The 20,674-nt window shown below is 62.2% G+C and carries 17 protein-coding genes; 5 read left to right on the top strand and 12 right to left on the bottom strand.

Annotation, left to right across the window (positions count from 1 at the left end):
• Nucleotides 1-51 precede the first annotated feature (51 nt).
• The 7 genes from KW062_RS18840 to KW062_RS18810 all read right to left on the bottom strand — a co-directional run bounded on the left by KW062_RS18840 (nt 52) and on the right by KW062_RS18810 (nt 7,449).
• Nucleotides 52-735 (bottom strand): flavin reductase family protein, encoded by a 684-nt coding sequence (locus KW062_RS18840; protein WP_105754944.1) that lies wholly within the window; start codon nt 733-735, stop codon nt 52-54.
• A 19-nt stretch (nt 736-754) separates the two neighbouring features.
• Entirely contained in the window at nt 755-2,245 is a 1,491-nt protein-coding gene (locus KW062_RS18835) for an amidohydrolase family protein (protein WP_105754943.1), read from the bottom strand.
• Nucleotides 2,242-3,438: an amidohydrolase family protein gene (locus KW062_RS18830; RefSeq protein ID WP_105754942.1), complete on the bottom strand. Its 1,197-nt coding sequence runs from the start codon at nt 3,436-3,438 to the stop codon at nt 2,242-2,244. The genes KW062_RS18835 and KW062_RS18830 overlap by 4 nt, the downstream gene beginning before the upstream one ends.
• Nucleotides 3,439-3,563: 125 nt before the next feature.
• A complete protein-coding gene (locus tag KW062_RS18825) occupies nt 3,564-4,616 on the bottom strand; it encodes an extracellular solute-binding protein (RefSeq protein WP_105754941.1) in 1,053 nt (350 codons plus the stop codon).
• 38 nt (nt 4,617-4,654) lie between these two features.
• A complete protein-coding gene (locus KW062_RS18820) occupies nt 4,655-5,443 on the bottom strand; it encodes an ABC transporter permease (RefSeq protein ID WP_033865875.1) in 789 nt (262 codons plus the stop codon).
• A complete protein-coding gene (locus KW062_RS18815) occupies nt 5,440-6,357 on the bottom strand; it encodes an ABC transporter permease (RefSeq protein ID WP_027616121.1) in 918 nt (305 codons plus the stop codon). Before KW062_RS18815 ends, KW062_RS18820 begins: the two co-directional genes overlap by 4 nt.
• 3 nt (nt 6,358-6,360) lie before the next feature.
• Nucleotides 6,361-7,449, bottom strand: a complete 1,089-nt coding sequence (locus tag KW062_RS18810) for an ABC transporter ATP-binding protein (protein WP_027616122.1) — start codon at nt 7,447-7,449, stop codon at nt 6,361-6,363.
• Between the two features lie 140 nt (nt 7,450-7,589).
• Between KW062_RS18810 and KW062_RS18805 the strand changes: the two genes are divergently transcribed.
• The 3 genes from KW062_RS18805 to KW062_RS18795 all read left to right on the top strand — a co-directional run bounded on the left by KW062_RS18805 (nt 7,590) and on the right by KW062_RS18795 (nt 10,898).
• On the top strand, nt 7,590-8,279 hold the full coding sequence (locus tag KW062_RS18805) for a GntR family transcriptional regulator (protein WP_027616123.1): 690 nt from the start codon (nt 7,590-7,592) through the stop codon (nt 8,277-8,279).
• Between the two features lie 143 nt (nt 8,280-8,422).
• The gene (locus tag KW062_RS18800; protein WP_033865876.1) at nt 8,423-10,537 is read left to right on the top strand and encodes a hybrid sensor histidine kinase/response regulator; all 2,115 of its coding nucleotides are present in this window, start codon (nt 8,423-8,425) and stop codon (nt 10,535-10,537) included.
• 121 nt (nt 10,538-10,658) lie between these two features.
• Nucleotides 10,659-10,898, top strand: a complete 240-nt coding sequence (locus KW062_RS18795; protein WP_027616125.1) for a DUF465 domain-containing protein — start codon at nt 10,659-10,661, stop codon at nt 10,896-10,898.
• 85 nt (nt 10,899-10,983) lie between these two features.
• Here KW062_RS18795 and KW062_RS18790 read toward each other — a convergent pair whose 3' ends face one another.
• The 5 genes from KW062_RS18790 to KW062_RS18770 form a co-directional block, all read right to left on the bottom strand.
• Nucleotides 10,984-12,036 carry an SMP-30/gluconolactonase/LRE family protein gene (locus KW062_RS18790; protein ID WP_371321457.1) on the bottom strand — a complete coding sequence of 351 codons (1,053 nt, stop codon included), beginning with the start codon at nt 12,034-12,036 and terminating at the stop codon, nt 10,984-10,986.
• A 44-nt stretch (nt 12,037-12,080) separates the two neighbouring features.
• On the bottom strand, nt 12,081-13,232 hold the full coding sequence (locus tag KW062_RS18785; RefSeq protein WP_027616127.1) for an SRPBCC family protein: 1,152 nt from the start codon (nt 13,230-13,232) through the stop codon (nt 12,081-12,083).
• Between the two features lie 102 nt (nt 13,233-13,334).
• On the bottom strand, nt 13,335-14,195 hold the full coding sequence (locus KW062_RS18780) for a LysR family transcriptional regulator (protein WP_027616128.1): 861 nt from the start codon (nt 14,193-14,195) through the stop codon (nt 13,335-13,337).
• A gap of 124 nt (nt 14,196-14,319) precedes the next feature.
• Nucleotides 14,320-14,634, bottom strand: a complete 315-nt coding sequence (locus KW062_RS18775; protein ID WP_027616129.1) for an SCP2 sterol-binding domain-containing protein — start codon at nt 14,632-14,634, stop codon at nt 14,320-14,322.
• Between the two features lie 51 nt (nt 14,635-14,685).
• Nucleotides 14,686-15,396 carry a histidine phosphatase family protein gene (locus tag KW062_RS18770; protein ID WP_105754939.1) on the bottom strand — a complete coding sequence of 237 codons (711 nt, stop codon included), beginning with the start codon at nt 15,394-15,396 and terminating at the stop codon, nt 14,686-14,688.
• 207 nt (nt 15,397-15,603) lie between these two features.
• On the opposite strand from KW062_RS18770, the gene sohB reads away from it, so the two are divergent.
• Nucleotides 15,604-16,626 (top strand): protease SohB, encoded by a 1,023-nt coding sequence (sohB, locus tag KW062_RS18765; RefSeq protein WP_105754938.1) that lies wholly within the window; start codon nt 15,604-15,606, stop codon nt 16,624-16,626.
• A 185-nt stretch (nt 16,627-16,811) separates the two neighbouring features.
• Nucleotides 16,812-20,642 (top strand): dermonecrotic toxin domain-containing protein, encoded by a 3,831-nt coding sequence (locus KW062_RS18760; protein WP_105754937.1) that lies wholly within the window; start codon nt 16,812-16,814, stop codon nt 20,640-20,642.
• Nucleotides 20,643-20,674 lie beyond the last annotated feature (32 nt).

Here is a 20,674-nt window from a genome sequence, read left to right as displayed (position 1 = left end):
CGTTGGTGGGTGGGGTGCCAGGCACAATTGCAGCGCCTGACACGCCCCGCGTCATCGCTGTCGCCCATCGCCAGCCACTCCACCCGGCCAACTCCGCTCCCCACCCCCCGGCGCCTCGTTCCAGGCTTGCAGCGTGCGAGTGGGCAGGTCGAAGTAGTCGCGGGTGCGGGCGTAGCCGTGACCGCCCATGCGGCCAATGGCGTCGAGAGCGAGTTGGTCGATGTACAGGGTCTTGGGGTCGATCAGTTCGTCGCGGACATGGGCCATCAACACCTCGCCGAAAATGATTTCCCGCGACTGGCCGATGTTCAGCGCCATCATCCGCCGGCACTCCAGCGCTACCGGGGCTTCGCCGATGCGTGGGCAACTGACCCGGGTGCCGGGGATTGCCGTCAGGCCAGCGGCGGTCAGTTCGTCAAAGCCGGGGGCGAAGGGCACGGCGCAGATATTCATCGCTTCCACCAGTGCATCGCTGACGATGTTGACGGTGAATTCCTGGTTGAGCTGGATATTGCGCGTGGTGTCTTTCGGGCTCAGGTCGCCGTAGTTTTCCACGCCGAGGGCGAGGATCGGCGGATCGGCCGACAGCGCGTTGAAGAAGCTAAACGGTGCGGCATTGACCCGGCCTTCGCCGTCGATGGTGGTGACCAGGGCAATCGGGCGCGGGACCACACTGCCGATCAGGATCTTGTATTTGTCCCGTGGACTGAGAGAGCTGAAGTCGAAACTGTGCATGGGCTTTGAACTCCGGGGATCAATCGCGAAGGGGGTCAATTGTGCACAGCGGCGCCTGCGCGCTGTAGTCGTCGGCAAACGGGATGGCCGGCTTGAACAAGGTTTGCCAAGCGGGCTGGTCGGCGGCGCGCTGGCTGTGGCTGCGCATCAGCTTGGCGTACTGTTTTTGCGCCTGGCGTTGCAGGGCGGGGTAGTCGACGCCCTGTACCTGGCCGTCGCGCATCACGCAGCGGCCGTCGATGTAACTGGCGATGCAGTCGTCGCCGCGTCCGGCGAGGACCAGGTTTTTCAGCGGATCGAACAGCGGCCCCAGGTGCAGGCCCTCGAGGTTGAACACTGTAATGTCGGCCTTGGCCCCGGGCGCCAGGCGTCCCAGGTCATCGCGTCCCAGGGCTTTGGCGCCCCCAAGGGTGGCGGCGTTATACAGGTCCAGCGCGCTGGTCAGATGGCCGCCGCGTTCCATGAGGCGGGCGATGTTCAGGCCCTGGCGCATGTTGTCCAGCAGGTCCGCCGGCCAGGTGTCGGTGCCCAGGGCCAGGTTGATGCCCTTGGCCCGGTAGCGGCCAAACGAATTCAGCGCCTCGCCATCGCGGGCGAACACCACCGGGCAATGCACCAGGCTGGCACCGCCGTCGAGCACCCGCTGCAGGTCGTCGTCGCCACTGGTGTAAATGCCGTGGGGCAGCAGGCTGCGCGGGGTGAGCAGGTCGAGTTGCTGCAGCCAGGCCAGCGGCGAGGCACCCCGCCGTTGTTGGACCATCGCGTATTCGCTGGGGGATTGGCAGCAATGCAGGCGCATCGGCGCATTCAGTTCGCGGCTCAACTGCGCGGTGCGTTGCAGCAGCGCCGGGGTACAGGTCTGGATCCGATCGGGCAGCAGCGCGCCGCGAATCAGATCGCCGTGGCGGCCATTGAAGTCGGCAAAAAACCGTTCGGCCGCCGCCAGCCCCGCCAGGCCCCGGGCCTCGTCCCAGTGATGGCCCAGTTGGCCGTCGGCCCGCCAATAGGCCATGCCGCTCATGTAGCACGGCCCGAGGTAGGTGCGCAGCCCGAGGTCGACGGCGACTTCGGCCACGGCGGCAAACTCCTCGTAGGTTTCGGCCCACTCGCGGTAGTACATCGAGGTGATCGGCATGGCGGTGGTGATGCCGTTGCGGATCAACTGGATGAAGGCATAGCGGTACTTGAAGACTTCTTCTTCGGCGCTGTAGCTCTCCCGCGGACCGGCGGCCAGGTATTGCTCGGACCACATGCGACCCATCTGCGATTCATCGCCGTTGTCCAGGGTCAGCACCGTGGAGTCAAGATCGCCGAGGGCATCGAGGTCGATAAAGCCGGGGCCGATCAGGGCGTTGCCATGGTCGATCCATTGGTCCACCGGCCCCGAGTAATCGCGGCCGACAAACAGGATGCGCGAGCCCTCGAACACCACCTGGCCGTCGCGCCACAGCACGTGCTGGCGACCGTCGAAACCGACCACACAACTGGCCTTCAGGCCGATGATGGTCACAGGCGACTGTCCAGCAGTTGGCCATTGGCGGCGATCAACCGGCCGCCGCGATAGACCTGGCGCGGTGGTCGGGCAACCACGGCTTCACCGAGGGTTTGCACGTTCATCAGGAGGAAGTCCGCGGGTTGCCCCAGCGCCACGCCGTAACCTTTGCGTCCCAACGCCTGCGCGCCGTTGATCGTGGCTGCGGCGAAAGCTGCCGCCAGTTCTTCGTCCTTGTTGAGGTCGAAGCGCAACGCCAGCAACATCGCTCGCTCCAGCATGTCGCCATTGCCCATGGGCGACCAGGCGTCGCGGATCCCGTCCGAGCCCAGGCAAACATTGACCCCCACTTCGCGCAGGGCGAGGAAGGGCGGTACTGCACAGTCGGCCGGTGCCGAACTCATCAGCGAGATACCCAACGCCGCCAGGCGCTCGGCCACTGGCTTGACCTGGGTCCAGGGCAACATGCCCAGGCAGTAGGCGTGGCTGATCATCACCCGGCCCTGACGGGCGAAGCGCTCGGTGTAATCGGCGATCCGCGCAATCTGCCACAGGCCCAGCTCGCCCTTGTCATGCAGATGGATATCGATGCCCCGGTCGAATTCGCTGGCCAGCTTGAACACGAAGTCGAGCTGGGCAATCGGGTCGTTGTCGATGCCGCAGGGGTCAAGCCCGCCAACGTTTTCCACGCCCAGGGCCATGGCCTCGCGCATCAGCTCGGCGGTGCCGGGACGACTGATCAGGCCGGTCTGTGGGAACACCACCAGTTCGAGGTCGATCAGGTCGCGGTAGCGTTCGCGCAGTTGCTGCATGGCTTCGACGTGGCGCAGGCCGAATTCCGGGTCGATATCGACGTGGCAGCGCATCGTCAGGGAGCCCCGGGCGATGCAATTTTCCAACAATGCGCCGGCGCGCTCGGCGATCGGCGTGGTTATGTCGCGCAACACCTGGCGTTCGTTGCTGATGTAGTCCTTGAGGGTCGGGCCGGCGCTGTTGGGACGCCAGTCCTGACCCCAGAGGGTCTTGTCCAGGTGCACATGGCTTTCCACCAGTGCCGGGGTCAGCAGTTGGTACTGGCCGTCGATGTCGCGGGGTGCAAGCGGTGCCGTGGAGGCCGGGCGGCGTTCGGTGAACAGGCCGTTGGCAATCAGCAGGTCTTCGGCGGGAGCGCCGTAGGGGCGGACGTTGCGGAGCCAGTGGGAGGGGGTCATGGAAACCTCGTTCAGGTCTTTGAGTTTTGTATTGCCCAGTTGGGCCTCTTCGCGAGCAGGCTCGCTCCCACATTGAATGTCTGTGGGCGCGAGCCTGCTCGCGAAGGCCGCGACGCGGTCTTGGATCAACCCTTGAGCTTCGACCAGATCCGGTCCTGCAGCTCCCGCGCCTTGTTGCTGCACTCTTTTTCCGGGCGCAGGCGCGAGGCGAATTCTTCGGGCATGTTGATCGCGTCCATGACTTTCCACTTGGCGTCGAGCAACTGGTCGCTCTCGATGCCGTTGGCGTAGGCGATGGCGTTGGACACGGCGGCGGCGTTTTCCGGCTTCATCATCCAGTCGATGAAGATCTTCGCGTTCTCCGGATGCGGCGCGCTTTTCGGCACGGCGAAGTTGTCCTGAAACATCGCCAGGCCTTCACGCGGGTAGACGTACTTGATGCTGCTCTTTTGCAGGGTGGCGCGGGCGGTCGAGCCGTTCCAGTTCTGCATCATGATCACTTCGCCGGAGGCCATGCGGTCGACGGTGTTGTCCGAGCTGTACATCTTCAGGAAGGGTTTCTGCTTCTGCAGCAGTTCCAGCACCTTCTTCGCGTCCTGCGGATTTTCGCTGCACTCGTCGACGCCCAGGTAGTGGCTGGCGGCGTTGATCAGGCTGCTGGAGGTGTCGAGGGCGGCCAGTTGGCCCTGCAGTTCCTTGCGCGGCTCAAAGAACTCTTTCCACGAGTCGTCGAGTTTGCCGCCGGGCACCCGCGCGCTGTCGTAGGAGAACCCGGTGGAACCCCACAGGTAGGGCGCGGAAAATTTGCGGCCAGGGTCGAACGACGGGTCGCGGAACGCCGGTTTGACGTACTGGAAGTTCGGCAGGCTGGGGGCGTCGATGGCCAGCAGCAGGTCCTGGTTGATCAGGGTTTTCATGATCGATTGCGACGGCACGATAACGTCATACGCCGCGCCGCCGGCCTGTAACTTGGCGAGCAGGGTCTCGTTGCTGTCGTAGCCGTCCATGGTGACCTTGATCCCGGTTTCCTTCTCGAACTTGGCCAGCAGCGGCACCGGGTAGTAGTCGGTCCAGTTGTAGAAAAACAGCTCCTTGGGTTCGGCGGCCTGGGCGGTCATGGCCGCCGAACAACCGAGGGCAAGACCGGCAACAGCGTAACGCAGGCTTTTCGATATCATGGTTTTCACGCTCCAGAAGTACCGCGAAGGAAAAGGGCTCACTCAGTCTTGCCACGTTGTCCCAGCCAGAAGGCCAGCACCACCAGCACTATGGAAATCAGCAGCATCAGGGTCGAAATTGCGTTGATCTCCGGGGTAACCCCGGCCTTGATCGCCGAGAAGATGTACACCGGCAGGGTGGTGGAGCCGGGGCCGGCGACGAAGAAGGTCATGATGAAATCATCGAGGCTGACCACGAATGCCAGCACCGAACCGGACAGCACCGCCGGCCACAGCAACGGCAGGGTCACCCGGCGAAACACCTGCCAGGGGTTGGCGTACAGGTCGTTGGCCGCTTCCAGCAGGCTTTTGTCCAGGTCATTCAGGCGGGCGCGGATCGGCAGGTAGGCGAAGGGGATGCAGAAACCGATGTGGGCGATGATCACCGTGAACAACCCGAGCTTGATCCCCAGCGCCATGAACAGCAGCAGGGTGGCGACGGCGGTGACGATCTCCGGCAGGATCAGCGGCAGGTTGATCCCGCCCTCGACCATCTTCTGTCCGTAGAACGGCCGATAGGTCGCTAGGGCCGCTAGCAGGGCGATGGTGGTGGCGCAGACCGTGGCGATGCTGGCGACGATGATCGAGTTCAGCGCCGCCGTCTGGATCGACGGGTTGGCGATGATGCGTCCGTACCAGGCGAAGGAAAACTCGGTCCACACCGTGGCACTGCGGTTGGCGTTGAAGCTGTAGGCGATCAGCACGAAGATCGGCAGGTACAGGTAGGCCAGGATCAGCAGGCTGACTTCGCGGGTCAGCGGTAATTTCTTCAGGTGCAGGGCGATCATGCTTGCGCTCCCCGATTCAGTTTGTTGGCGGACTTGCGGCTGTACAGCGCGTAGAACACCAGGGACACCAGCAGGATGCCCAGCAGCAGGAACGACAGCGAACTGCCCAGCGGCCAATTGCGCGCGGTGCCGAACTGTTGCTGGATAAGATTGCCGATCATCAGGGTCTTGCCGCCGCCGAGGATCGCCGGGGTGATGAACGCGCCGAGGCTCGGCACAAATACCAGCAGGGCACCGGCAATCACACCTGGCATCGACAGCGGCAGGATCACTCGGCGCAAGGCCAGCCAGCGGTTGGCGCCCAGGTCATAGGCCGCTTCCACCAGGCGCCAGTCGAGTTTTTCCAGGGTCGAATAGATCGGCAGGATCATGAATGGCAGGAAGCTGTAGACCAGTCCGACACTGACCGCGAAATCGTTGTACAGCAGGGTAATGCCGCCGGCCTGGGGCAGCAGCGCGTTGAGGCTCTGGGCGACCCAGCCCTGCTCGCGCAGGATGATCAGCCAGGCGTAGTTGCGGATCAGCAGGTTGGTCCAGAACGGAATAGTGATCAGCAGCACCATCAGGTTGCGCCGCCGTGGGGTCAGGCTGCTCATCCACAGGGCCACCGGGAAGCCGAACAAAAAGCACAGCAGGGTGGTGCCACCGGCCTGGCCGATGGAGCGCAGCAACGCCTGGGCATAGACCCAGTTCAGCTCCAGGTCGCCGTCGAAACCTTCCTGGAAAAACAGCTGCACGTAGCTTTGCAATTGCCAGTCGGCCTGCCAGTCGACGCCACCGTAGACGTTGCGTGGCAACAGGCTGATATAACCCATGATCCCCAGCGGGATCGCAATCAGGCCCAGCAGGGTCAGGACCACCGGGCTGAGCAGCAGGGCCCGGCTGAGGGCGGGGGAGGTGCGACTGACGCTCATGGCTCAGGCCTCCATCAGCAGGCAGGCATGGGGCGGCAGGTGCACCGCGACTCCTTCACCGACGGCGCGGGGACGATTCAGGCCCTCGTTGTTTTCCCGCAGCATGACCTTGATGTCGTTGTTCAGCCGGCACTGATAAAGGGTGGCCGTGCCGACATACAACACCGCCTCGATGATCCCGCGCAGGTGATGGGGCTGTGTCGGGTCGACCAGTTGCGAGCGTTCCGGACGAAAGGCCAGTTGCACCGCCGGTGAGTCGAAGCCGAGCGGGTGGGTACAGGGGATTTCCACCGGCATGCCGCTGGGCAGGAACAGGCTATTGTTGTCCTGGCCGCGCTTGAGGCGACCGGGGAGGAAGTTGATGTCGCCGATGAACTGGGCGACAAACTGATGTTGCGGGCGTTCGTAGATATCGGTGGGGCTGCCGATCTGCAGGATTTTGCCGGCGGACATCACGGCGATCCGGTCGGAAAGGGTCAGGGCCTCTTCCTGGTCATGGGTGACAAAGATAAAGGTGATCCCGGCTTCCTTCTGCACACGCTTGAGTTCGACCTGCATTTCCTTACGCAGCTTGAGGTCCAGCGCCGACAGCGGTTCATCCAGCAACAGCACCTTGGGCTTGGGGGCCAGGGCGCGGGCCAGGGCCACCCGTTGTTGTTGACCACCGGACAGCTCGGAGGGCTTGCGCCGTGCCAGGTGCTGCATTTGCACCAGCGCCAGCATCTCGTCGACCCGTCGCGCCGCCGCCGTGCGATCAAGACCCTGCATCTCGAGGCCGAAGGCGATATTCTGCGCGACGCTCATATGGGGAAACAGCGCGTAGCTCTGGAACACCGTGTTGACCCGGCGCTGGAACGGCGGCAAGTGATTGACCGTTTCGCCATCCAGGCGGATCTCGCCATCGCTGACATGCTCGAAGCCGGCGATGGTGCGCAACAAGGTGGTTTTACCGCATCCGGAGGGGCCCAGCAGGGTGAAGAACTCGTTATCGGCGATGTCCACCGACACGTTGTCCAGGGCGGGCGCCTGGTCCGGGTCTTCGGAATAGCGTTTTGAGACGTTACGCACTTCGATGGCTGCTGGATGACCCATAATGGTGCATTCCTCTAATTATTGTATGCAAAATCTGGATGCAATTTAGAAATACCCCGTTTAATCTGCCCATGCAAGCGCCTTTTTCACGAGGGCGCTGAATGCCCGGGGCGGTTGTTTTTCGATGAAGGAGTTTTCCCATGGCCGACAAAAAGCTGGAAACCACGGTAGACCGTGTCTACCAAGGGGTTTACCTGGCGATCAGCAAGCACACCTTGCGTCCCGGAATGAAGCTGGGAGAGGCATCGTTGGCCGAGCTTTTCAATGTCAGTCGCACCTCGGTGCGGGCGGCACTCAAGCAGTTGGAGGCCGATGGCCTGGTCACGACCGAGCCCAATAAAGGTGCATCGGTGTCCCTGCCCAGTGATGAAGAAATCCGTTCACTATTCGAAACCCGGCGCCTGATCGAGATCGGCATCGTCAGCGAACTGTGCCGACGCCGCGACACTGCGGTGACCCGTGACCTGCGCGATCACTTGCTGCTGGAGCACGAGGCGGCGCATGCCGGCGACCACGAGCGGCTGATTCATTTGTTGGGTGAGTTCCACATCAAGCTGGCGCGCAGCCTGAACAATCCGGTGCTGCTCGACTGGTTCTGCAAACTGATCTCTCGGGCTTCGCTGTATGCCGTGGCGCTGGACGACGACAGTCACCAGACCTGCCGCGACGATGAACACCTGCGGCTGATTGAATACATCGAGGCGGGCAACCAGAGCGCGGCTATCGAATTGATCTGCATGCACCTGAACGGCATCGAGAAGGCGATTCTTGATGGCGCCGCCAGTTTGAAGAACGGCTACCACCCGCTCAAACATCTGATCGAGGTGTAGTCCGCTCGCCAGCCACTGTGACAATCGGCTGAAGTTGTATAACAATGAAACGATCAGCGTCGGCCGTGCTCAAAGCCTTGAGCGTGGGCCTGCCTGCGTCGAACTGTTGTTTAACTTTTGCGAAATGCGCACAGAGTCTATCGATGCAGTTTCTAACGCAAAGCCATGGATGTCGGGGTTGGAAAGGTGAAATGGCCGGACGCATTCGTGCGTTCGACTGGAGCCGTACCGAACTGGGGCCCTTCGATACCTGGAGCAAAAGCCTGCGCTGCAACGTGCAAATGTTGCTGGCGTCCCCCGTGCCGCTGGTCATGCTCTGGGGCAAGCCCGGCTACATGATCTACAACGACGCCTACTCGGTATTTGCCGGTGGCCGGCATCCGTACTTGCTGGGTACGCCGGTGGAGCTGGGCTGGCCGGAAATCGCCGAATTCAATCGCAATGTGGTCGACACCTGCCTGGCTGGCGGAACCCTGTCCTATCGCAACAAGGAACTGGAACTGTCGCGTAACGGCCAGCCCGAAGCGGTGTTCATGGACCTGTCCTACAGTCCGGTGGCCGATGACGACGGCCGCCCAGGCGGGGTCCTGGCGATTGTCGTGGAAACCACGGCGCACATGCTCTCCGAACGCCTGCGCGAGCAAGCGCAAGCGGCCTACCGTGCAGAAAACGAACGCGTGCGCCTGGCGCTGAACGCCGGGGCCTTGCTCGGTTCGTTCGTCTGGGACATCAAGGCCAACCTGTTGTCGGGCGATGAGCGTTTTGCCCGCACGTTTTGTTTTCCCGCCGAGCAGTCGCTGCAACACATGTCGCCAGACGCCGCCAGTGCGCGGATTCACCCCTACGACCTGCCTCAAGTCGAGCAGCAAGTGCAACAGGCGCTGAAAAATGGCGGGGCGTTCAATGCCGAGTACCGGATTCTCCGTCCCGATGGCAGCTACTCATGGGTGCTGGCCAGTGGTTGTTGCGAACTGAACGAGCAGGGCGAGGCGTTCCGGTTCCCCGGGGTGCTGATTGATATTCACGAGCGTAAGAGCGCCGAGGAGTCGTTGCTCAAGTTCACCCGCGACCTCGAACAACGGGTCGTCGCGGAAGTGGATGCACGACTGGCGGCTGAAGAACAGTTGCGCCAATCGCAGAAGCTCGAAGCCATTGGCGGGCTGACCGGTGGCGTGGCCCATGACTTCAACAACCTACTGCAGGTGATCGCCGGCAATTTGCACTTGCTGGCCCGTCATGAAAGTGAGAACCCGAATGTCCAGCGCCGAGTCGGCGCGGCGCTCGCGGCAGTGGAACGCGGCGCCATGCTGTCGGCGCAACTGCTCGCCTTCGCCCGGCGCCAACCCTTGTCACCCGCGGTGTTCGACACCCGGCAGATTTACCAGGGGTTGGGTGAAATGCTGCAGCGGGCACTGGGTGAAAACATCGACATCGATGTGCAGATGCCCGCCGATCCCTGGTCCGTCCATGTCGACCGCAATCAACTGGAAAACGCCTTGCTCAACCTGGCGATCAATGCCCGCGACGCGATGCATGGCGAGGGCACCATTACCATCAGTGGGAAAAACCTGACCCTTGATCGGCAGTTTTGCCTGGGCAAGGGCATCAGTGCCGGGGACTACGTGCAGCTGTCGGTGCACGATACCGGCGATGGCATGGACAGCGAGACCCTCAAGCAGGCGTTCGAACCCTTCTTCACCACCAAGGCCGATGGTCACGGCACGGGCCTGGGCCTGAGCATGGTGTTCGGTTTCGTCAAGCAGAGCGGCGGCCACATCGATATGACCAGCACCCCGGGCGAGGGCACAGTGGTGCGGATGTATTTCCCCCGCAGCCTGCGTATCCAGACCCATGAGCAACCGGTGCGCCGGGCGCAGCACGATGGCGGCCACGAGACTATTCTGGTGGTGGAGGATCATGAGGAAGTACGCGATACAGCGGTCGAGTTCCTGCAGTCGGCGGGTTACCAGGTGCTGGTCGCCGCCAACGGTGACAGTGCCATGCAGGTGTTGCAGGACGGAACCAAAGTGGATCTGATATTTACCGACGTGGTGATGCCCGGACTGATCAAGAGCTCGGACCTGGCGGCCTGGGCCAAAGTCCAGGTGCCGCCGGTGGCGGTGCTGTTCACCTCCGGCCACACCCGGGACATCATTTCCCGCAACCATCAATTGAGTCCGGACACCCATTTGCTCAGCAAGCCTTACAGTCCGGATGCCTTGATGTCGATGATTCACCATGTCCTCGGTGGCGACTGACGGCCGTTTGCCATGCCGCTGGTCTGATTGACGGTCGACAGCCACCGCTGGACAAGGCCATTCTGCCAACTGGCGAGCACGCCAAAGGTGTTCGCCGCCGATCAACAAACGGAGGTGTTCCATGCCGGTGAAACATGACCTGTATGCAGACTTGAGCCATACCAGAGACGAGGTTCAGAAACTGCGTGCCAGCGATCCGCATTTGCATGCGCTGCTGGACAAGTATTCCAATATCGACACCCAGGTGCTCGACGCGGAAGCCGCCGCCAAGGCGGATGACCAACTGACCAGGCTCAAGACGGAACGCCTTTCGATCAAGGATAAAATCAGGGATAGGCTCAACGGAGCAGGCAAGGCCTGAGCCTCGCGCCGCTAGTGCTATAGCTTTTGTGGGAGCGAGCCTGCTCGCTCCCACAGGGTTCTCAGGCGCCCCCCATCCTACGTGCCTATTGCAGCGCTTTGCCCAGCGGCAATCGCGTCATGTGGCTGGCCTTCAACGAACCGAAATACAGCCAGTCGCCGTACTCACGCACGGTGGTGATCGGCGAGTAATTGCCACTGCCGGCATCCTGCAGATTGGCGATCACCTTGCCCTGCAGATCCACCCCCACCACAAAGGCCCGGCGCTCCGCGGGCTTGGGCAGGACCATCAAGGCCCGGACAATCATCTTGCGCACGAAGGGTTGCCCGGCAGTGGCGTCGAGCAAGGCGTTGCGCGGCGTGTACAGCGCCACCCAGAAACGCTCATGGCCATTGAAACTGAGGTTGTCGGGCATGCCTGGCAAGTTGTCGATGAACACGTCATGGGTGCCAGCCATAGGCCCGCTCAACCAATAACGACTGATGCGATACGCCCCGGTTTCATTGACCAGCACGTAGCTGTCCTGCGGTCCAAGGGCGACGCCATTGGCGAACTGCAGGTGATCCAGCAGCACTTCGGTCTTGCCGGTTTGAAAGTCATAGCGCAGCAACCGGCCGTCGCCACCATGTTCGATGATCGCTTCGCCGTCATGGCCGTAGCCCCAGCGGCTGGAAGCGTCGCTGAAATAGGCGTAGTGACCGGTCTTGTCGATCACCACATCGTCGGTAAAACCGAACGGCAGGCTGTTGGCTTCTTTGGTCAGGACGATCAACTGACCTTGCGCATCGAGGGCCAGCAACCCCTTTTTCGCGTCGGCAATGATCAGCCGGCCGTCCGGGTGGCGAGCCAGGCCCAAGGGGCGTCCTCCGGTGTCGATCAACACCTTGCGCGACTGGCCATCGAGACTGCTGCGGATAATCTTGCCGTCATTGAGGCCGCTGATCAGGAAACCTTCCTCCAGCAACAGCGCTTCCGGCCCGTCGATATTGGTTGAGCCGACATGCTCCAGATCACGCAGCTTCTGGTTCTCGGCGTAGGTTCCGGTTTGCAGCGATGGCGCCGGCTCGGGTTTCCAGGCCACCGGTTGCACCTTGGTCGGCGCCAGTAGCAGGAACAGGCCGATCAACACGATCACCATCAGCAAAAAGCGACTGACGCTGATGCGACGGGGTTCACGGCGCATCAGGCGAGGACTCCGGCATTGATTGACTGGGGTAGCAGTGCCATGTCGCGCAGGGCCAGCATCGAAACTGCCGACTCACGCTCGATCCGCCGCTTGAGCAGTAACTGATTGACCAGGCGCATCCACAGGCTGCTGAAGCGATATTCCAGGGTGCGCACGAAGCGGGTGTCAGCGCTGTCGCCGGTGCATTCATAGGTCAATTGCAGTTCCAGTCCGTGATCGCCCTGGGCCCGGGCGCTCCAGCGGCGTCCCGGCAGGTACTCACTGACCTCCCAGCTCAAGTGTCCGGCACGGCCTCCGGCATGAATGTCTTCCTCGAATCGCGCCCCTGCATGCAAAGGCCCCGGAGGGCCGGCGACGCGCAGCGAGGACGGGTGCCACTCCGGCCAGCGGCTGACGGTACTGGCATAGGCCAGGACGGCAATGGGCTCGCGGGCAATGTCGATCTGATGCTGCAGACGGGTCATGGGCATTCTCGATGAGGGATGGGCGTGGTCCGGTTCGTCTTCCCAATACAGGGTGCCGAACAGGTAGTCGGCCAGTGGCAGAACGATATTAAAATTGCGCGCCTGCATCAATTCGCGCCGATGATGCAGTTCATGCAGGCGGCGCATCTGGCGGATCCACGGCATCTGGCTCAGGGGATGGTCGGCGGGCAGGTGTTCACAGGCGTGAAACACCTCGTAGATCAGGTAGCCGAGCACCAGGCAGCTGGCAAACAGCGCGGCGACGTTGCTATCGAGCTGTTTCAGCAGCCACCAGGCGGGCAGGGCGAACAGCAGAGTGTGCAGCACGATCAGCCAGGCTGGAAAGAGGATCACACGCCAGTCCCGTGCGCTGTCGTAAGCCATGTGTCCGGGAGCGAAGAAACTGTGGTGATCGCCGGTGTGCCGTGCGTAGAACAGGCGGGCGAAGGCATGCTTGTGATGCCCGAGATGGCGGTGCACCCCGTAGACCGCGAAGTTGAACAGCAGCAATGTCAGTGGAACCGTCAGCCATTGCGCCGCGCTGACCTGATCCAGGGAAGAGCAGAACAGGCCGATGGCGCCGATGCCGAAGATCAGCACAAACCCCGCATGCAGCCAGGGATTGTAGAAACGATGGATGTCCGCCCGGTAACGGCTGCGAAATGCCTGCGTGGTTTGCCTCACCGCGATCACCTGTTGTCGTTGTTATTGACAGCAGATTAGTCGCGGCCAATTTATCCGGCCAATGGATCTGAGTGATCGGCAGCTATTGAAGCGCTGAATGCGCTAAAACGGATCCCAGCGCTGCGACCAGTCACAGTCAGCCCGGACCAGTGCACGCAGCAAATCGAACGCCTGCTGCAGCACCTGGGAGTCGCGATCGCGCGAGTACACGAGGAAGGTCGGGTAGCTGAATTCTGGGGCCTTGGGCACCCGTTCCAGCACGCCGCTGTCGAGATAGGACTGCACCACCCGGGTCCGAAAATAGCCGGTACCACCGTTTTGCAGAATGTATTGCAAGGCCAGCGGGCCGAGGTTGAAGGTCAGCGCGGCGCGGGCCTTGTCGGGCAAGGCGGCATCGTGCTGACGGCGAAAGTCGCTGCCCCAGTCGATGTACACGTAAGGCTCGGGTTGCGTGCGCAGGCGCACCTGGATCAGCTTTTCTTCCAACAGTTGCTCGACTTGCAGGCGCGGCCAGTATTCGGGTTGATACACCAGCGCCGCATCCAGTACGCCCACTTCCAACTGCTTGAGCAGGCTTTCGCCAGTGTCGATTTCGGTGCGCAGGGCATAGGTGGGAATTCGAGCGCGGATCTCCCGGGTCCAACTGAGCATCAGGGGATTGCACAAACTGGTTTCGCCGCCGATGTGCAGCACATTGCGGTAACCGTCCGGCAGCGGCAAATCGCGGCGCGCCGCTTCCCAGGCCTGGACCATGTGATTGGCGTAAACCACGAAGGCCTCGCCATCGGCGGTCAGGCGAGCACCGGCACGGTTGCGCACGAACAGGGTACTGGCCAGCTGGCTTTCGAGCTTTTGCACCCGCGCGGTGATGGCGGTCTGGGTGACATGCAGTTTTTCCGCGGCGGCGGCGAGGCTGCCACAACGGACGATTTCCAGGAAAGTGCGGGCGAGATCGATGTCCATGGGCCAATCGCTAACGTAAGGGGCATGCAGTGTAAGGCAAGGGGCGGGCCCTTGAACGACGAATCCCGCCAGGACGGCGGGATTCGTGTGCAGCCAACAGGGCCTCCAGGGGGAAGCCGTGGTCTTAGGCCGGGAACAGCTCGGACAGTTTCATCGCCAGCATCATGTCGCCTTCAGCGCGCAGTTTGCCGCCCATGAAGGCTTGCATGCCGTCGGTTTCGCCGCTGACGATGCCTTGCAGGGTTTCAGCGTCCATGACCAGAGTCACCTGGGCGTCCGGGTTCTCGCCTTCTTTCAGCTCGCAGGTGCTGTCTTTAACGATCAGCGAAAAGTGCTTGTCGTCGTCGATACGGAAACCGAAGACCAGGTCCAGGCCGGCAGCAGCGGCTGGGTTGAACTTGGCTTTCATTGCTTGTACGGCGTCAGCTACGTTGGTCATGGTTCGATCCTTTTCTTGGGGTGTTACAGCAAGGGTCACAGTTATCCGGACTCAGCGGAAAGTGATGAGTTCCGGGGCCTTCAACAGTTGCAGGTGGGCATGACTGTTGAAGGAAGCCAGGGCCACCTCGCGACCCCGAAATTTCAGGTGGTTGAGCGAGGTGTTGACGATTTGCCAGTTCAGCTCGAAAGCCTGTTTGGCGGGCATTTGGGTGATCAGGTGGAGCAGGGCGGTGATGGTCCCGCCGGAGGTGAACACGGCGATCTTCTGGGTGTTGTCGGCCTGCTCGAGAATCCGTTGCAAACCGGCCTGTACCCGTTCGACAAAGCCCAGCCAGCTTTCCAGGCCCGGCGGATCATAGGTGCCGGCCAGCCAGCGCTCGATGATCAGGGCGAAGATGCGCTGGAACTCGCCACGGTTCTGCGCCGCGTTGCGCAGGATGTTCAGGGCTTCTGGCTCTTGCGGCAGCAGTTCGGGGAGCAGCGCCCGGATCACCGCGTCGGCATCGAATTCGTTGAACGCCGGATCGGTTTCCAGGACCGGCACCGGCAGGCCCACGGCGCCGAATTGGGCGAGGGCGCTGGTGGCGGTGTGTTGCTGGCGGCGCAGGTCGCCGGCCAGGCAGCGATCGAAGCTCAGGCCCAGTTCAGCCAGGTGGCTGCCGAGGACTTCTGCCTGGCGAACACCGGTCGGCGACAACACGTCGTAGTCGTCTGCACCAAAGGAGGCTTGGCCATGTCGTATCAGATAGATGCTGCCCACGTCCGCGTCGTCCCGGTACGTTGAAGGTTTGGCGAGGTTATGAGGATGGCGAAGAGCTGTCAATGAAAAAACATACGCTTGTTTGAAATGTAGGTTGGAGGCCGCTGACAGACTGTTTCCCGGCTGGCCGCAAGTCAAGCGCATGGGTATGCTGGGGACATCCCGCGCCCGTGTTTATCAGCGGCGCACCGTCGTTAAGGAGTCCATGTGGAGTTTTTGTCCGAGTACGCCAGTTTTCTCGCCAAGACCGTTACCCTGGTGATCGCCATCCTGGTGGTGCTGGTGAGTTTTGCCTCGTTGCGCAGCAAAGGTCGGCGCAAGGCCGCCGGTCAGTTGCAGGTCAGCAAGCTCAATGATTTCTACAAGGGGCTGCGCGAGCGTCTGGAGCAGACCTTGCTCGACAAGGATCAGCTCAAGGCCCTGCGCAAATCCGAAGCCAAGTCCGACAAGAAACAGAAGAAAAAGCCCGAGGCCAAGCCCCGGGTGTTCGTGCTGGACTTCGATGGCGACATCAAGGCCTCGGCCACCGAAAGCCTGCGTCACGAAATCACCGCGCTGCTGACCCTGGCCACGCCCAAGGATGAAGTGGTGCTGCGCCTGGAAAGCGGCGGTGGCATGGTCCACAGCTACGGCCTGGCGTCCTCGCAGCTGGCGCGCATCCGCCAGGCCGGGGTGCCGCTGACGGTGTGCATCGACAAGGTCGCGGCCAGCGGTGGCTACATGATGGCTTGCATCGGCGAGAAGATCATCAGCGCGCCCTTTGCCGTGCTCGGTTCGATTGGGGTGGTGGCGCAGTTGCCCAACGTCAATCGCCTGCTGAAAAAACACGACATCGACTTCGAAGTGCTGACGGCCGGCGAATACAAACGCACCCTGACCGTGTTCGGTGAAAACACCGAGAAGGGCCGGGAAAAGTTCCAGGAAGACCTGGACGTCACCCATGAACTGTTCAAGAACTTCGTGGCGCGCTATCGCCCGCAACTGGCCATTGATGAAGTGGCCACCGGCGAAGTCTGGCTGGGTATCGCGGCGCTGGAAAAACAGCTGGTCGATGAGCTGAAAACCAGCGACGAATACCTCGCCGAGCGGGCCAAGGGCGCCGAGTTGTTCCACCTGCACTATGCCGAGCGCAAGAGCCTGCAGGAGCGGATCGGGCTGGCGGCCAGCGGCTCGGTGGATCGCCTGCTGCTGACCTGGTGGAGCCGACTGACGCAACAACGCTTCTGGTAAGTCCGCGATTGATTTCAAGCCCTGACACCTGCGTTCGCTAAGGTGCCAGGGCTTTTTTGTAAGCGCTGCTTTCTGACGCAAGGCGAGGTAATTTCAATACAGCGTGGCAGTGCTTTCCGGCGTAGCTCAGTGGGGCAATTGGCATAGGCTCAGTGCCTCAAGACCCACTGCAAAGGAATTGCACCATGAACACCCCGCAGCCACGCGAAGACTTCCAGGCGCTGGTCGGTACCGCGCTTCCCCAGACCCCCGCGCAATTTGCCAACCAACTCATTGAGCAGCGATGGGGCCAGGACATCGATCCGCAAAGTGCCTTGCTGGTCAACCTCCACTACGGCTATCACGGCCACCCCGCGATTGATGGCGTTGAACAAGGGCAAGTGGCAAGTTCCCTGAGCCTGACTCAGGTGGTATTGGACAATCACCAGACGATCGGCGACGGACGCTTTGGCGAAACCGCCTTCGGCCTCTATACGCCGCCGGCTATCGGCCCCGCCGTGCAGATCATCGACAAGGTCGATGAGTTTGCCTATGTCGGGGCTGGCAATCACGCCAGTTATGAGGGGATCTACCGCAAGACCACCCCGCAAACCTACGACCCGCAGACCCAACTGCCCATCACTCCCGCCGACTTCAAGGCGTGGGTCTGGCGCCTCGATCTGAAGGATCGGTTCAGTGCCTACGTCGATAAGGCCTGGCCCGCAGACGACACGATCATGGCCCCGCAAACCTATCCGCTGCGCACCTCGGTCAAGCTGGCCCTGGTCATGGCCGCTTATCTGCAGCGTCAGGAGAACAGCCTCACGCAAGACGGGCTTGAACTGGCGCTGCAAGCCGCCGGTTTGCCTGCGGACCAGCAATGGGCGCAGCTAACACTCGAACAACTGGCGGCACCGACTCGAAGCCAGGTCGAAGCCGCACGTCTTGCGATCTACCGCTACACCAGTCGCGATCTGTGGGTCTTTCGCCGTGTCTCTGCCTCGACAATCCTGCTTTATGTGCCGGGCAACGCCTCACCGCTGCATCAGTTTGCCGATATCGCGGCCATGCGCCGCTGGATCGTCCAGCAGGCCGCCGACGACGATTGCAAGCAAGCCCTGGCCGCGCATTTTGCCGAGGACGACCGCGATGACGGCACCTTCCACGCCGGGGTGCTCACCGCCCTGGACGGCATGCGCCAATACCCGCGCCAACATCAACTGAAAAAGGGCCATGGTTTTTTCAACAACGATGGATATTGGGATCCGGCGGACTACATTCATCTGCAGACAGTTCCTGCGAGCTGCGATCCGTTCGCGCAACTGGTCCTGAGCATGAAGCAGGCCGCAGTTTTCAGCATTCAGACGATTCGCGACGACGCCCAGGTCAACCGCGATAACCTCAGTGCCCTGGTCGAGCCCGTTGTGCAATGGATCAATCGCTACGCGCCGTTGGCCCTGTTTGTCCCGGGCGGAGAAGGGCTGTTGGTGTTGGCTGGCCTGATCGATGCCGGGTACGGCCTGGACCAGGCCGTCAATGGTCGCGAGCCGGGTGATCAGGCGGCGGGGCTGACCCGCACGGTGTTCGGCCTGCTCAACGCGCTGCCGCTGTTGCGGGCGACGGCGGCACTGCATGGCGAGGGTGCGCTTGAGGCGGTGGCGGAGCACGCTGCCCCGACCGATGCCGTGGTGCCAGGTCCCGAACTCCCCGCCGAAACCCCTGCTGCCGTTGCGCCCCTCACCCGTGTGCAATTGTTGCGCGGGATTGGCGCGCCGGTCGCGACCTTGAGCGATGAGGTGCTGGCGCAAATCGCCCGCATCAGCCCGGTCGACGACGACATGCTGCGCCTGATGCAGGCTGGGCAACGCGCTCCGACCCCGCAATTGGCCGACACCCTGGAGCGTTTTCGGATCGACCAGGAGCTGGCCACCATGCCCGTCGGCCCGGCCCGCACCGATGCATTCAACGCACGCTACGCCGCGCAGCAACACAGCGACTCCAGATGGGTGAAGCTGTTCCAGAAGCAGTACCCGGGCTTGCCGAAAAACGCCATCGAACATGTGCTGGATCGTACGGGAGTCGACCTCGCCGCCAGCCCTTCAACCCAGGAGAGTCTGCGTTTGCTGGGTCAGTTGGATGGCAAGTTCAGCGAATACCAGCAACACGTGCGTCTGGGCCGTGCCTATGAGGGGCTCTACCTGCAATCGCTGGACAACCCGCAGACCCAGGTGCTGGCCCTGCATTCACTGACGCGCTTGCCCGGCTGGCCGCAGACCCTGAGCATCGAAGTGCTCGACGGTCCCCTCAGCGGACGAATCGTCGATCGCGTGGGCGCGCTCGAATCCACGGATGTGCGGCGCTTGATCAAGGTCGGCACTGGCTTCGGCGCGCAAGGCGCGAGCAATCTGTACCAGGCGCTTCACGACCTGCTGAGCCCGGCGCAACGCGAGGCCCTTGGACTCGATCCGCTGGCAGCGGTCGAGGACTTGCAGGAGAAAATTCGCCACCATGCATTGCCTCGTGCGCAACTCATCCATGGCCTGCAGCGCATGGACGGCGGGCTGACGTTCGAGGCGCTCGGGCTGCGGGGCGGCGGCTACCCGAACACCGCACAGGGGGCGACGTTATCGCGCAATGTGCAGCTATTTCAGTTGCGATTGGTCTATCCCGGGCTGAACAGCCAGCAGGGTATCGAGCTGCTTGACGGCCTGGGCGCCAGGGCGATGGCGGAGCTGGCACGTCTGGAAACCCAGCTGTATCAACTGGATGCTGATCTCAGTCAGTGGGTCTATGGCGCTGTGTATGACGTGCAGGCCCTGGACGAGCTGTTTTTGCGTGAAGGGCAAGAGGATGCCCTGGGCATGGATGCCGCACAGATCGAGGAGGAGAACCTTGAGCGTCTCGAGCAGACGTTGTTTTTCGAGCGCAAGGTGAGAGAGGAACTGGGGGCTGAGTTGATCAACTTCTGGCAGTACATGGGTGATGCCCGCCATCACGTGCTGGTCGACGGTCAGATGGTCGGTTACAAGCTGGACATGGACCTCGAGCGCTACCTGTCGCTGCCGGCACTGAACACAAAGTTTCCCAATGTTGTCGAGTTGTCGATGAAGGGGTTTGCCGTCAAGCGTGCAGGGGACCTGGACAGCTTTCTGGAATGTTTTCCCAATCTGCGTCGGTTGAACCTTGAGGGTGTCGACCTGCGCCGGATAAACCCCGAGGGCGTGCTAGAGGCGGGCATTCCCCGTGGAATCTGGAACATGAGCCAGCTACGGGAGCTGAACCTCAAGTCGACCCGCCTGGCGCTGAACGAACAGGCCGCAGGTCGGCTGGCGGGGCTGGTACATTTGCATACGCTGGACCTGAGTGAGAACCCGTTGGCGGTGCCGCCGCTGGTGTCGGGGATGCAGGCGCTGCGGCGCCTCAACCTGCATGCCACGGGCATCCGCTATTGCCCGATCGGCATTGCCGAGCAGCCCACCCTGGAACTGCTCGACCTCAGCAACAACCAGATCAAACGCGTTCCGCCTGCCGTGTTGGCGCAGGCAGTGGCCAGGGACCGCGTGCAACTGTGGGGTAACCCGTTGACGGATGAGGACACGTTGCGGCGCATTGTCAGCCATCGGCAGCAGACCGGCTTGAACCTGTGGCTCGGCACCGCCGACGCCAGCGTCAGCCAGCCGCAGGTCTGGCTTGAGCGCTTGGCCGATGCGGACGTCGAACTCAGGCAGCAGATCTGGCAGCGGCTGCTGGCCAAGCCTCAGGGTGGACGTTTCCTGCGCCAGATCGAACCCCTCAGCCGTACCGCCGATTTCCGGGTGAATTACTCAGGGCTTCAGGCGCGGGTCTGGCACCTGTTGGAGGAGGTGGACGCGTCACAGGAGCTGTGGGAGCTGTTGAGCACTGAGGTGCTGCTGTCGGCGCTGGATGTACAAAACCCGTTCGTCAGCCTGACACGGCTGGAACACCGGATGCGCTTGTACATGGATTGGGTGAGGATGGGCAGGCCATTCCCGATAGGCGAGCTGCAATTGCAGTGAGAGCACTGGCTGGCCTTGAACCCCGGGCGGGG

Origin of the sequence: Pseudomonas fluorescens, assembly GCF_019212185.1 — a bacterium.
In the GTDB taxonomy this organism is placed as follows: Bacteria; Pseudomonadota; Gammaproteobacteria; order Pseudomonadales; family Pseudomonadaceae; genus Aquipseudomonas.
Note: the sequence above shows the minus strand (reverse complement) of the source record. Positions and strands in the feature narration are given on the sequence as shown.

What these genes read in the sequence shown, in the direction of transcription:
- KW062_RS18840 (WP_105754944.1), bottom strand. Translation starts at nt 735, where the DNA reads ATGCACAGTTTCGACTTCAGCTCTCTCAGTCCACGGGACAAATACAAG.
- KW062_RS18760 (WP_105754937.1), top strand. Translation starts at nt 16,812, where the DNA reads ATGAACACCCCGCAGCCACGCGAAGACTTCCAGGCGCTGGTCGGTACC.
- KW062_RS18830 (WP_105754942.1), bottom strand. Translation starts at nt 3,438, where the DNA reads ATGACCCCCTCCCACTGGCTCCGCAACGTCCGCCCCTACGGCGCTCCC.
- KW062_RS18795 (WP_027616125.1), top strand. Translation starts at nt 10,659, where the DNA reads ATGCCGGTGAAACATGACCTGTATGCAGACTTGAGCCATACCAGAGAC.
- KW062_RS18805 (WP_027616123.1), top strand. Translation starts at nt 7,590, where the DNA reads ATGGCCGACAAAAAGCTGGAAACCACGGTAGACCGTGTCTACCAAGGG.
- KW062_RS18800 (WP_033865876.1), top strand. Translation starts at nt 8,423, where the DNA reads ATGCAGTTTCTAACGCAAAGCCATGGATGTCGGGGTTGGAAAGGTGAA.
- KW062_RS18815 (WP_027616121.1), bottom strand. Translation starts at nt 6,357, where the DNA reads ATGAGCGTCAGTCGCACCTCCCCCGCCCTCAGCCGGGCCCTGCTGCTC.
- KW062_RS18775 (WP_027616129.1), bottom strand. Translation starts at nt 14,634, where the DNA reads ATGACCAACGTAGCTGACGCCGTACAAGCAATGAAAGCCAAGTTCAAC.
- KW062_RS18790 (WP_371321457.1), bottom strand. Translation starts at nt 12,036, where the DNA reads ATGGTGATCGTGTTGATCGGCCTGTTCCTGCTACTGGCGCCGACCAAG.
- KW062_RS18825 (WP_105754941.1), bottom strand. Translation starts at nt 4,616, where the DNA reads ATGATATCGAAAAGCCTGCGTTACGCTGTTGCCGGTCTTGCCCTCGGT.
- KW062_RS18780 (WP_027616128.1), bottom strand. Translation starts at nt 14,195, where the DNA reads ATGGACATCGATCTCGCCCGCACTTTCCTGGAAATCGTCCGTTGTGGC.
- KW062_RS18810 (WP_027616122.1), bottom strand. Translation starts at nt 7,449, where the DNA reads ATGGGTCATCCAGCAGCCATCGAAGTGCGTAACGTCTCAAAACGCTAT.
- KW062_RS18820 (WP_033865875.1), bottom strand. Translation starts at nt 5,443, where the DNA reads ATGATCGCCCTGCACCTGAAGAAATTACCGCTGACCCGCGAAGTCAGC.